11 protein-coding genes are annotated in these 12,618 nt (G+C 56.9%); 1 reads left to right on the top strand and 10 read right to left on the bottom strand.

The window, feature by feature from the left end:
• Positions 1-35: 35 nt before the first annotated feature.
• The 6 genes from dgoD to AC4IBF_RS00030 form a co-directional block, all read right to left on the bottom strand.
• The gene (gene dgoD / locus AC4IBF_RS00055) at positions 36-1,184 is read right to left on the bottom strand and encodes a galactonate dehydratase (RefSeq protein ID WP_023309812.1); all 1,149 of its coding nucleotides are present in this window, start codon (positions 1,182-1,184) and stop codon (positions 36-38) included.
• Entirely contained in the window at positions 1,181-1,798 is a 618-nt protein-coding gene (locus AC4IBF_RS00050) for a 2-dehydro-3-deoxy-6-phosphogalactonate aldolase (protein ID WP_248175535.1), read from the bottom strand. The genes dgoD and AC4IBF_RS00050 overlap by 4 nt, the downstream gene beginning before the upstream one ends.
• Entirely contained in the window at positions 1,782-2,660 is an 879-nt protein-coding gene (locus tag AC4IBF_RS00045) for a 2-dehydro-3-deoxygalactonokinase (protein WP_325849573.1), read from the bottom strand. The genes AC4IBF_RS00050 and AC4IBF_RS00045 overlap by 17 nt, the downstream gene beginning before the upstream one ends.
• A complete protein-coding gene (gene dgoR, locus AC4IBF_RS00040; RefSeq protein ID WP_003861109.1) occupies positions 2,657-3,346 on the bottom strand; it encodes a D-galactonate utilization transcriptional regulator DgoR in 690 nt (229 codons plus the stop codon). The genes AC4IBF_RS00045 and dgoR overlap by 4 nt, the downstream gene beginning before the upstream one ends.
• 226 nt (positions 3,347-3,572) lie before the next feature.
• The gene (yidA, locus tag AC4IBF_RS00035; RefSeq protein WP_133293459.1) at positions 3,573-4,385 is read right to left on the bottom strand and encodes a sugar-phosphatase; all 813 of its coding nucleotides are present in this window, start codon (positions 4,383-4,385) and stop codon (positions 3,573-3,575) included.
• A 115-nt stretch (positions 4,386-4,500) separates the two neighbouring features.
• Positions 4,501-5,526 carry a zinc-dependent alcohol dehydrogenase family protein gene (locus AC4IBF_RS00030; protein WP_491463091.1) on the bottom strand — a complete coding sequence of 342 codons (1,026 nt, stop codon included), beginning with the start codon at positions 5,524-5,526 and terminating at the stop codon, positions 4,501-4,503.
• A gap of 109 nt (positions 5,527-5,635) precedes the next feature.
• Here AC4IBF_RS00030 and AC4IBF_RS00025 point away from each other — a divergent pair, with 109 nt between their 5' ends.
• Positions 5,636-6,571 carry a LysR family transcriptional regulator gene (locus AC4IBF_RS00025; RefSeq protein ID WP_491463090.1) on the top strand — a complete coding sequence of 312 codons (936 nt, stop codon included), beginning with the start codon at positions 5,636-5,638 and terminating at the stop codon, positions 6,569-6,571.
• Positions 6,572-6,605: 34 nt separating this feature from the next.
• On the opposite strand, the gene gyrB is transcribed toward AC4IBF_RS00025, so the two are convergent.
• Genes gyrB through dnaA form a run of 4 tightly spaced genes read right to left on the bottom strand, consistent with a single transcriptional unit; the run spans position 6,606 to position 12,618 of the window.
• A complete protein-coding gene (gene gyrB, locus AC4IBF_RS00020) occupies positions 6,606-9,017 on the bottom strand; it encodes a DNA topoisomerase (ATP-hydrolyzing) subunit B (protein WP_143344448.1) in 2,412 nt (803 codons plus the stop codon).
• A gap of 28 nt (positions 9,018-9,045) precedes the next feature.
• Positions 9,046-10,119 carry a DNA replication/repair protein RecF gene (recF, locus tag AC4IBF_RS00015; RefSeq protein WP_325848804.1) on the bottom strand — a complete coding sequence of 358 codons (1,074 nt, stop codon included), beginning with the start codon at positions 10,117-10,119 and terminating at the stop codon, positions 9,046-9,048.
• A complete protein-coding gene (dnaN, locus tag AC4IBF_RS00010; protein WP_008500170.1) occupies positions 10,119-11,219 on the bottom strand; it encodes a DNA polymerase III subunit beta in 1,101 nt (366 codons plus the stop codon). The genes recF and dnaN overlap by 1 nt, the downstream gene beginning before the upstream one ends.
• A gap of 4 nt (positions 11,220-11,223) precedes the next feature.
• Positions 11,224-12,618 (bottom strand): chromosomal replication initiator protein DnaA, encoded by a 1,395-nt coding sequence (gene dnaA / locus AC4IBF_RS00005; protein WP_010426558.1) that lies wholly within the window; start codon positions 12,616-12,618, stop codon positions 11,224-11,226.

Below are 12,618 nucleotides of genomic sequence, written 5' to 3'. Positions count from 1 at the left end.
TTGCCCGGAGGCTTATCGGGTCTACGGGATGGCGATTACCATTCCGCTACGCTGCCGTCCTCATGACGCCACAACGGGTTGCGCCAGTCCGGCGCATTTTTACTCAGCTCAATGACTTTGGCTTCGTCAATTTCCACGCCAAGGCCCGGCTTCGTTAACGGTTTAAAGAAACCGCCTTCCATGCAGAAGTCTTCTTTATTTTTCACAAAATCGAGCAGTTCCGCGCCCTTGTTATAGTGAATCCCCATGCTCTGTTCCTGGAACACCGCATTGCGGGAGACAAAGTCGACGTGCAAACAGGCAGCCAGCGCGATCGGGCCAAGCGGGCAGTGCGGTGCCAGCGCCACATCGTAAGCTTCGGCCATCCCGGCAATTTTATAGCATTCGGTGATGCCGCCCGCGTGAGAAAGGTCCGGCTGCAGAATCGCTATGCCGCCCGCTTCAAGCACGCGTTTAAACTCGAAGCGCGAGAACATACGTTCACCCGCCGCGATAGGAATGTGGGTCTGTTCAGCCAGTTTCGGGTAGTACTCGGCCTGCTCGGCCAGCACCGGCTCTTCGATAAACAGCGGACGATACGGCTCCAGCTCTTTGATTAGCACTTTGGCCATCGGCGCGCTGACGCGGCCGTGGAAATCCAGGCCAAACTCAATCTCGTTGCCGAAGGCTTCACGGATTTGCGCCACGGTATTCACCGCCCGGTCTACCGCGCGCGAGTTGTCGATAATGCCCATCTCTTCGCAGCCGTTGAGCTTGAAAGTGTCGAAGCCGATGTTGCGCAGCTGCGTGATGCCATCAATCACTTCCGCAGGACGGTCACCGCCGACCCAGCTGTAGGCTTTGATTTTGTCGCGCACCAGGCCGCCCATCAATTGCCATACCGGCGCGTTCAGCACTTTGCCTTTGATATCCCACAGCGCCTGGTCGATGCCGGCGATGGCGCTCATCAGGATCGGCCCCCCGCGGTAGAAGCCCGCGCGGTACATTACCTGCCAAAGGTCGTTAATGCGCGCAGGATCCTGACCAATCAGGTATTCACCCAGCTCGTGCACCGCCGCTTCTACGGTACGCGCCCGCCCTTCAATCACCGGTTCGCCCCAGCCCACAACCCCTTCATCGGTTTCGATTTTCAGGAACATCCAGCGCGGGGGTAAACGGTACGTGGTGAGTTTGGTTATTTTCATTTCACTGCCTCTCGATACGCTTTCACAAATGCTGCCGCCTGCTGTGCGGTACGCTCCACGGACTGTCCGGCACGATAAAGATCGCTTCCCAGCCCCGCGCCCACACAGCCAGCGCTCATCCACTGGCCCAGGTTTTCTGGCGTTACGCCGCCCACGGCAAAGACCGGCACGCTGGCGGGCAATACCGCTTTCAGCGCTTTGATGTAGTCCGGACCAAAAGCCGATGACGGGAAAATTTTGAGCGACTGTGCGCCTGCTTCAAGGGCAGTAAAGGCTTCCGTGGCGGTGGCGCAGCCCGGGCAGACGGTCATGCCGTAACCTACCGCGCGGCGGATCACCTCAGGCTGAATGTTGGGCGTGACGATAAGCTTGCAGCCCATTTTCGCCAGTTCATCCACCTGCTCAGGCCGTAACACTGTGCCTGCGCCAATCAGCGCCCTATCGCCGAAGGCCTCCACCACGGCCGGAATGCTTTTTTCCCACTTCGGAGAGTTAAGCGGGATTTCCACCGCGTCGAACCCGGCGTCAATAACCGCGCCGACGTGGGCTAACGCCTCATCGGGCGTGATGCCGCGCAAAATTGCGATAAGGGGAAGATCAGTTTGCCACTGCATGAGCGATGCTCCTTATTCCTGCCTGAAATGCCGTGTCGCCGGATAGCGTTGAAACGATACGCCCAACGGTGCGAAACGCCTGCTCGTAGCGCGGCGTCAGCGATGCGCCTGCGACAATGGTGATGGCCTGCTCGTGCGCGATGAAATCACGCATGCTGGCAACCTCAGCGCCAATCAGCAGGCCAGAAAGAAACTCGCTGACCTGCTCGCGCGGGAGATTTCCCAGCACGTGCGAGGCGCGAACCTCAAAAAGGTGCGGCAAGACATCAGGAGAAGCGATCCCACGTTCAAGCCCGGCAGCAAACGCCTCTGCCGAGGCTTCCTGCTCAGGTAAACCGGCCCCGACCAGCGAATAGTTGAGCAGCAAATGGTGCAGCTCGCCGGTCATTACGGTGCGAAAGTCGTGGATTTGCTCAGCGTCAGCCTGGACCCACTTGCAGTGTGTTCCGGGCATGACGTAGACAGAAGAAGGAGAAAGCACGCGCGCGCCAAGCAGCTGCGTCTCTTCGCCGCGCATCACGTTGTGGTTGTCGTCGCGAGAAACGCACAAGCCGGGAATAATCCAGATATTGTCGCCAACGGACGTTAACTGCTCGCCAATCGCGGAGAAATGGGCGGGAACCGGCAGATAAGGCGCAACTTTCCAGCCTACATTGCTGCCTACCATTCCCGCCATTACCACCGGCGTGGCGCTGTCGCGCCAGTTTTGTGTGACCTCTGCTAACACCACCTCGGGGGATTTACCGTTCAGGCGCGTCACGCCTGCTTCTGATTGCCTGCTTTCCAGGCACTGCTCGCCCTGATACAGCCAGGCGCGCAGATTGGTCGATCCCCAGTCAATTGCGATGTAGCGAGATGTCATGTGATTTCCTTCAGCCTTCGTGTCGAGCTGGCAATCATGGTAAGTGCCGCCTGCTCTGCCGCATCGCCGTCCTGATGCCGTATCGCATCGAACAGCGCTTTATGTTCCTGGAGCGTTTTCGGCATGTTGGCCTCATCGCCCATCCAGGTACGTTCAAATACTGCTCGCTGTAGCGAGCTGATCGCTACGCTAAGCTGCTGTAATACCGGGTTATGCACCGACTGCAGCACCGCTTCGTGGTAGCGAATATCTGCCTCGTTAAACGCCTCCCGGTTCTGGTTATTGGCGATCATGTCGTTTAAAGCCGACTCGATCTGGGCCAAATCGCCGGAAGTTGCGCGTTCCGCCGCCCAGCGGGCGATGGCCGGTTCAACCAGGTTTCGTACTTCGCTCATCGCGCCGATAAGCCGCGGGTCGTAGTCGTTTTCCAGCACCCACTGCAGCACGTCGGTATCGAGATAGTTCCACTGGTTACGCGGGGCAACAAACGCGCCGCGATAGCGCTTCATTTCAATCAGCCGCTTCGCCATCAGCGAGCGGAATACTTCCCGGATGATGTTGCGCGAGGTTTCAAACTCCTCACACAGTTCGGCCTCTGCCGGCAGCGGCGAACCGGGAACGTATTTGCCACCCACAATCTGTGTGCCCAGCGTGATGACGATGCGATCGGTTTTATTGAGTGTCATGGAGAGTCCTTGTGCTCTGTATGTCCATCACTACTTTACCGCGACCGCTGAATTTCACCTCACTTTTGCAGTACAAACGTGAGGGAGTTCGTCTTTGTCATGGCTGCAATGTAGTACAATTATTTAATGTTGTACTACAATCAAGATCACAAAAAGAACAATTCAATAAATTCAGCGCAAAAAAAAGCCCCGGGTGATAACCGAGGCAGATGATTAAAAATAAGCGTTATTGCAGCACAAACTTCTCGATCGCGTAGGCCACGCCGTCTTCGAGGTTGGATTTGGTGACAAAATTAGCCACTTCTTTCACCGACGGAATAGCGTTATCCATCGCCACGCCCATGCCCGCGAATTCAATCATCGCGATGTCGTTTTCCTGATCGCCCAGCGCCATGATTTCATCCGGCTTGATGCCCAGCGCGTCGGCCAGCGATTTAACGCCGGTGCCTTTATTGACGCGTTTATCGAGTATTTCGAGGAAGTACGGCGCACTTTTCAGCACGGTGTATTTCTCTTTCACCTCGGCCGGAATGCGTGCAATCGCCTTATCCAGGATCTCCGGCTCGTCGATCATCATCACTTTCAGGAACTGGGTCGCCGGGTCCATTTTCTCGGCTTCACAGAACACCAGCGGAATGGTCGCAACGTAGGATTCATGTACCGTGTAGTAGCTGATATCACGGTTGGCGGTGTAAAGCGTATTGCGATCGAGAGCGTGGAAGTGGGAACCCACCTCACGGGACAGTTTTTCCAGGAACCGGTAGTCATCGTAGCTTAGCGCGGTTTGCGCAACCGTACTGCCATCCGCGGCTTTCTGTACCAGCGCGCCGTTATAGGTGATGCAGTAGTCGCCAGGCTGATTCATGTGCAGCTCTTTCAGGTAGCTGTGCACGCCCGCATACGGACGCCCCGTGGTTAGGACCACATTCACGCCCTTTGCGCGCGCCGCGGCGATCGCGTTTTTAACAGCTGGAGAAATGGTGTGGTCCGGCAACAGCAGCGTGCCGTCCATATCGATTGCAATGAGTTTGATAGCCATGAGTTCCCCGGGATAAATGAGTGCTGCCTCATGCTAACGCGATTAAGCACACAAAAATAGAGCTACATTGCGCAACAGGAACACCCCTTTTACGTTTATTCCGGGGAACAAAGGCTTACTCGCGGGTGAGAACGATTTTACCGAACGCGCCGCGATCCAGATGTTCAAGTGCCTGTTCAAGCTCGTTAAAGCGGTAGCGATGCTCAATCACCGGCTTCAGTCCCGTGACGTCAACAGCGCGAACGAAATCTTCCAGCGCCCTGCGGGGGCCTACGCCGATCCCCTGAATGACGGGAGATTTCAGCAACAGTTCGCCAGCAGAGAGCGAAATGTCAGACCCGGCCAGCACGCCAATGACCGATATGCGTCCATGAACGGCAACGGCGCGCAGGGAATGCTTCAGGTTCTCCCCGCCCACGGTTTCAATAATATGGTCTATGCCGCGATCCTGAGTCAGCGCCAGCGTATTTTCAGCCCAGTCGCCTTTCAGACGGTTGATGCCCTGGCTGGCCCCCAGCGTTTTGGCCAGCGCCAGTTTTTCATCGCTCCCCGAGGTGACAAACACCTCCGCGCCGTGCGCTTTTGCAATTTGCAGGGCGAAAATCGCCACGCCGCCCGTTCCCTGTACCAGCACCGATTGCCCGGCGCGCAGCTGGCCGCGTTCCACCAGCGCAAACCAGGCGGTAAGCCCTGCGCAGGGTAAGGTGCTGGCCTCGGCGTCATCCAGGGTCTCCGGGGAGGCCGCCAGCGCGTCTTCCTTCACAATCACGTACTCGGCCAGCATTCCCTGGAAGTATCCGCCGGACGTTTTATAGGGCAAATTGCGCGCGTCAGCCTGCGGTTTACCGTCGATCCACTCCGGGAAGAAGGTTGAGATGACGCGGGCGCCTGGCTGGAAACGCGTGACGCCTTCACCAATGCTGTCGACGACGCCCGCCATGTCAGACGCCGGGGTAAACGGGAAGGAAAGAGGAATCGGCATCGTGCCTTCAATCACCATTTTGTCGCGATAGTTGAGCGCGACGGCATTCACCCGTACGCGCACTTCACCCGGACCTGGCTGTGGAATGGGCTCCTGAATAAGCGTGAGGCTCTCGCGCCCGAGGGTGCTCATCGTCCAGCGTTGCATTGTCTCTGTCATTTCTCTCTCCTGCGATCAAATAAGCTTCAGTACCGACAGTCTAGCGTTGACTCTTCGTCACCAGTGGCGATAAGTTTTCTCTTTATTGATGCCTGAATGGATACAATCCATGACCGATACGCTGAAGGATATTCCTGTTTTTGTCGCTGCCGTGGAGGCAGGAAGCTTTGCACAGGCCGCAGTTCGCCTGCACCTGTCGCGCTCGGCGGTGGGAAAAAGCATTGCTCGCCTAGAGGAACGCCTTGGAGTACGGCTCTTTCAGCGCACCACCCGCAGCCAGAGGCTGACCGATAACGGCGCCCTTTTTTATGAACGCTGCCTGCGCGCGCTGGAGGAGATTCGGGGCGCAGAGTCGCTGCTTGAAACGGGGAAACAGCAGGTCAGCGGCCGCCTGCGCGTTGCCATGCCGGTACTGTTTGGCCGCCAGTGCGTCGCGCCGCTGCTGATTGAACTGGCGCAGGAACACCCCGGGCTTGAGCTTGAAATGTCGTTCAGCGACCGCGTGGTGGATCTGGTGGAGGAAGGGTTTGATATGGCGGTGCGTAATGGCACGCTTCAGGACAGCAGCGTGCTGGTCGCCAGAAAGCTGGGAGAACACCGCATGGTGCTGTGCGCCACGCCGGAGTATCTGCTGAAGAAAGGCCACCCACAAAGCGTTAATGATTTATCCCAGCATACGGCCATCAACTATTTGAGCGCAGGCAGAGTGTTTTCCTGGCAGCTGATGGATAACGAAGGAACGTCGCACACCTTTACACCCCGGTCATCACTCAATATGGATGATTTGCAGGCGATCTGCGACGCTGCGCTGGCCGGACACGGCATTGCATGGCTGCCCTGCTGGATGGTCGTCAAAGATATTCACCAGGGTAAACTCGTCCCGCTCCTGAAGCAGGCACCGGATGTGCATTTCAACGTTCATGCCGTGTGGCAGCAGACGCCGCATCTGCCGCTGAGGGTAAGAATAGCGATAGATACGCTGGCGAGCCGTTTACCATCCGTGATGTCGCTGGATATGCCTGCGCCCATAAAAAAGCCGCGCTAAACGCGCGGCCAGTTATCGTGCGGTATAACGTCGATTAAATATCGATATTTGCCGCTTTCAGGGCGTTCTCTTCGATGAAGGCACGACGTGGTTCAACCGCATCGCCCATCAGGGTGGTGAACAGCTGGTCTGCAGCAATCGCGTCCTTAACGGTAACGCGCAGCATGCGGCGGCTTTCCGGATCCATGGTGGTTTCCCACAGCTGCTCCGGGTTCATTTCGCCCAGACCTTTATAGCGCTGGATCGCGAGGCCGCGACGGGACTCTTTCACCAGCCAGTCCAGCGCCTGCTCGAAGCTGGCTACCGGCTGACGACGTTCGCCACGTTCGATGAACGCATCGTCTTCGATCAGGCCGCGCAGCTTCTCGCCGAGCGTGCAGATACGACGGTATTCCGGACCGGTCACAAATTCGTGCTCCAGCGGGTAGTCGGTGTCGACGCCGTGGGTACGCACGCGAACGATCGGCTCGAACTGCTGATCGGCATTCTGCTGAATATCGCATTTCCACTGGCTGCCGTGCTGCTCTTTTTCGTTGAGATCGGTCACCAGGGCGTTCACCCAGCGGGTGACGGTCTGCTCGTCGCTCAGATCTGCTTCGGTCAGGGTTGGCTGATAAACCAGTTCCTTCAGCAGCGTTTTCGGATAACGGCGTTCCATACGCGTGATCATTTTCTGCGTGGCGTTGAACTCGGATACCAGACGCTCCAGCGGCTCACCGGCCAGTGCAGGGGCGTGCGAGTTCGCGTGCAGGGTCGCGCCATCAAGGGCGATCGCGATTTGGTACTGATCCATCGCTTCGTCATCTTTGATGTACTGTTCCTGCTTGCCTTTCTTCACTTTGTACAGCGGCGGCTGGGCAATGTAGACGTGGCCACGTTCAACGATTTCAGGCATCTGACGATAGAAGAAGGTCAACAGCAGCGTACGAATGTGCGAGCCGTCGACGTCCGCATCGGTCATGATGATGATGCTGTGGTAGCGCAGTTTGTCCGGGTTGTACTCGTCACGGCCGATGCCGCAGCCCAGCGCGGTGATGAGCGTCGCCACTTCCTGAGAAGAGAGCATCTTGTCGAAGCGCGCCTTCTCAACGTTGAGGATTTTACCCTTCAGCGGCAGAATCGCCTGGTTCTTACGGTTACGGCCCTGCTTCGCAGAACCGCCCGCGGAGTCCCCTTCCACGAGGTACAGTTCGGACAATGCCGGGTCGCGTTCCTGACAGTCAGCCAGTTTGCCCGGCAGGCCTGCCAGGTCCAGCGCGCCTTTACGACGTGTCATTTCACGCGCTTTACGCGCCGCTTCACGGGCACGCGCCGCATCGATAATTTTGCCCACCACGATTTTCGCGTCGGACGGGTTTTCCAGCAGGTATTCACTCAGCAGTTCGTTCATCTGCTGCTCAACCGCCGATTTCACCTCAGAAGAGACCAGCTTATCTTTGGTCTGTGAGGAGAACTTCGGATCCGGCACCTTCACGGAAACCACGGCAATCAGGCCTTCACGGGCATCGTCACCGGTGGCGCTGACTTTCGCTTTCTTGCTGTAGCCTTCTTTGTCCATGTAGGCGTTCAGGGTACGGGTCATCGCCGCACGGAAGCCTGCAAGGTGAGTACCACCGTCACGCTGTGGAATGTTGTTGGTAAAGCAGTAGATGTTTTCCTGGAAACCGTCGTTCCACTGCAGCGCCACTTCCACGCCGATACCGTCTTTTTCGGTGGAGAAGTAGAAGATATTTGGGTGAATAGGCGTTTTGTTCTTGTTCAGATACTCAACGAACGCCTTGATACCGCCTTCGTAGTGGAAGTGGTCTTCTTTGTTGTCACGCTTGTCGCGCAGGCGAATCGAGACGCCGGAGTTCAGGAACGACAGTTCACGCAGGCGTTTCGCCAGGATGTCGTACTCAAACTCGGTGACGTTGGTGAAGGTTTCGAGGCTCGGCCAGAAACGCACCATGGTACCGGTTTTGTCGGTGTCGCCAGTGACGGCCAGCGGTGCCTGCGGCACGCCGTGCGTATAAAGCTGACGGTGGATTTTGCCTTCGCGCTGGATAACCAGCTCCAGCTTCTGCGACAGGGCGTTTACTACCGAAACACCTACGCCGTGCAGGCCGCCGGAAACTTTATAGGAGTTATCGTCGAACTTACCGCCTGCGTGCAGGACGGTCATGATCACTTCCGCCGCAGAGACGCCCTCTTCCGGGTGAATACCGGTTGGGATGCCACGACCGTCATCGGTGACGGAGACGGAGTTATCCGCATGGATGGTGACCACGATGTCTTTACAGTGACCCGCGAGCGCTTCGTCGATAGCGTTATCTACCACCTCGAATACCATGTGGTGCAGACCGGTGCCGTCATCCGTGTCGCCGATATACATACCCGGGCGCTTACGCACCGCATCCAGCCCTTTCAGGACTTTGATACTGGAGGAGTCATAAGAATTCGACATCAACGTTTCTCGCTCATTTCAACTTGGGTTAATCCGTTATTTTACCCTTTTCCACGGTAAACATCTTCGAATTTTCGTCCGACATGTCTATAACGTGTTCAGCGCTAATGGCGCTGACGAAAACCTGCGACTGCGTGGCTTTTAAGCGGCTGGCAAGCAGCCCGCGCCGCGCGTCGTCAAGTTCCGAGGCAAAATCATCTATCAGGTACAGGCAGCGTCTTCCGCTCTCGCGGGTCAGAAACTCTCCCTGTGCCAGGCGCAGCGCACACATCAGGAGCTTGAGCTGCCCGCGCGACAGCGTGTCTTCCACTGGCGCACCGTCAGCACGAATGCGGAAATCCGCCTTGTGCGGGCCGTGCGCGGTATAGGTCAACATGCGGTCGCGCTCGAAGCTTCTCTCTAACACCTCGGCATAGTCCGTCTCTTTCTCCCAGCCGCGCTGGAAGGAGAAGGTGAGAGAGAATTCAGGTAAAAACTGTTTGCAGGTGTCGGCCATGTCTTCGGCGATACCAGCGCTGTATTCGGCACGCCAGTTGCTGATTTGTTCCGCGAGAGGGATTAACTCCATGTCCCACGGACGCAGCTGGGCGTAACGGGTAACCTGGCGCAGCGCGGCGTTACGCTGCTTGAGCAGACGCTTCAGGTTGCTCCAGGCGTTAAAGAAACCGGCTTCGTTGTGAAAGCATCCCCAGTCGAGGAACGCTCTTCTGTATTTGGGGCCGCCGTTGAGTAAAGTAAACCCCTCGGGCGTTATCAGCTGCATCGGCATCAGCAGCGCCAGCTCCGCCACTTTATGGCCGTCAGTGCCGTCGATGCGCACCTTGCTGTCGCCCTGCTTATCTTTGGTCAGGCCGATGGCGGTCTCCCGCTCCTCGCCCTGCAAACGCCCGTGCAGAACAAAGGATTCCTGCTCATGGCGAATGACGCGACCAATCTGCAAACTGCGAAACGCCCGACCGTGGCCGAGCGTATAGATGGCCTCAAGCACGCTGGTTTTGCCGCTGCCGTTTGCGCCAACCAGGAAGTTAAAGCCAGGGGATAAAGCGAGATCCGCGCTTTCGATATTGCGAAAGTCGCGGATCAACAGACGGGTGAGCGACATTACAGTCTCATTGGCATAACAACATAGGCAGCCGACTGTGATGCGGCATCTTCAATCTGTACGCTTGAAACGGAGTCGGTCAGCAGAATGCGCACGTTTTCGCATTTCAGCGCATTCAGCACATCCAGTACGTAGCTGACGTTAAAGCCGATTTCCATCTCAGCCCCGGCGTAGGTGACGTCCAGAATCTCTTCTGCCTCTTCCTGCTCCGGGTTGTTAGCGGTGATTTTGATCTGGTTTTCACTCACGTACAGGCGCACGCCGCGGAATTTCTCGTTAGAGAGGATGGCGGCACGGGCAAAGGCCTGCTTGAGGCTGTCGCAGCCTGCTTCCAGCGTTTTGTCCGGATTCTTCGGCAATACGCGGCGATAATCCGGGAAACGGCCGTCAACCAGCTTCGATGTGAAGACAAAGTCGCCCACGTGTGCGCGGATGTTGTTGCTGCCGATCTGCACGCGCAGCGGCGTGTCGCCACCGTCGAGCATACGCATCAGCTCAATCACCCCTTTACGCGGCACGATCACCGAATGGTTTGGCAGTGAGTCGCCAATCGGCATAGAACAGACCGCCAGACGGTGGCCGTCGGTTGCCACGGTACGCAGCTCTTCACCTTCGGTTTCGAACAGCATGCCGTTTAAGTAGTAACGAACGTCCTGATGCGCCATGGAAAACTGCGTGGCTTCAATCAGACGCTTCATCGTCGCCTGAGGCAGGGTGAATTCAACTTCGCTCTGCCAGTCGTCCAGGTTCGGGAAGTCCGCTGCTGGCAGCGTGGAGAGCGAGAAACGGCTGCGGCCAGAACGCACCAGCATACGGTCGCCTTCCAGCTGCACGGCGATTTCAGCGCCTTCCGGCAGCCCGCGGCAGATATCAAAGAATTTACGTGCCGGAACCGTGGTCGCGCCCGCGTCGTGCGGCTGCGTCAGCGTAACGCGCGCGATCATTTCCATTTCCAGATCTGTACCGGTCAGCGACAGCGTACCGTCCGCGACCTGAAGCAGCAGGTTTCCGAGAATAGGCAGCGTTGGGCGGCCGCCTAATGGGCCACTCACCTGTTGCAGCGGTTTTAATAAATGTTCACGTTCAACGGTAAATTTCATAGCGTCACGATGATAATGTTCTGATTAGATTGGAAAAATCTTCTTTTATGTCGTGGCTTTCTTCGCGTAACTGCTCAATCTTGCGACAAGCGTGCAGCACGGTCGTATGGTCACGGCCACCAAACGCATCCCCGATTTCCGGCAGACTGTGGTTGGTTAACTCCTTTGCCAGCGCCATCGCCATCTGACGCGGACGCGCCACCGAGCGGGAACGACGTTTAGACAGTAAATCTGCCACTTTGATCTTGTAGTACTCAGCCACCGTCTTTTGAATATTGTCGATAGTGACCAGTTTTTCCTGCAATGCCAGCAAATCGCGCAGCGCTTCACGCACAAAATCGATGGTAATCGCACGACCGGTGAAGTTGGCATTGGCGATAACGCGGTTCAGTGCCCCCTCCAGCTCACGGACGTTGGAGCGCAGACGCTTGGCAATGAAGAACGCCACTTCACCCGGCAGGCGAATGTCATTTTCATCGGCTTTCTTCATCAGGATCGCGACGCGGGTTTCCAGCTCCGGTGGCTCGATCGCCACGGTCAGGCCCCAGCCGAAGCGGGATTTCAGACGATCTTCAACGCCGTTGATCTCTTTTGGGTAACGATCCGAGGTCAAAATGATCTGCTGATTGCCTTCCAGCAGGGCATTGAAGGTGTGGAAAAACTCTTCCTGCGATCGTTCTTTATTGGCAAAGAACTGGATGTCATCGATCAGCAGCGCGTCAACGGAACGATAGTAGCGTTTAAACTCTTCGATCGCATTGTTTTGCAGGGCTTTTACCATGTCCTGAACGAAGCGTTCGGAGTGCATATACACCACTTTGGCATTGGGCTTGCGCGCCATGATGCCGTTGCCCACCGCATGCAGCAGGTGCGTTTTACCCAGACCCGTGCCGCCATAAAGGAACAGCGGGTTGTAGGCTCCACCGGGATTATCAGCAACCTGACGAGCCGCCGCGCGCGCCAGCTGGTTCGATTTACCTTCAACGAAGTTATCGAACGTGTGTTTCACGTTAACGTTAGAGCGGTAGGTTGGCTCAGCCGGTGCAGGGACATTATCCCAGCCCTGACGAGCGGGTGCGACGCGAGGGGCCGGAGCAGGAGCGGCCTGAGCAGGCGCTGCGACGTTCACGGTTTCACGTACGGTTTGGGTGACCGGCTTTGTGCCCACTTCAAAGCGCAGCTGCGGGGCATCTGACCCACAGAAATCGTTCAGCAATCCATTGATGTTATTAAGGTACTTGTCCCTTACCCAATCGAGCACAAAACGGTTTGGCGCATACAAAGCCAGCGTGTTATCGCTCAGTTCCGCCTGCAACGGGCGGATCCACATACTGAATTCTGTGGCTGGTAACTCATCCTGCAATCGGGCAAGACACTGCTGCCAAAGCGAAAGTGACAC

It is taken from the genome of Enterobacter sp. Taxon_8 (assembly GCF_058354585.1).
Note: the sequence above shows the minus strand (reverse complement) of the source record. Positions and strands in the feature narration are given on the sequence as shown.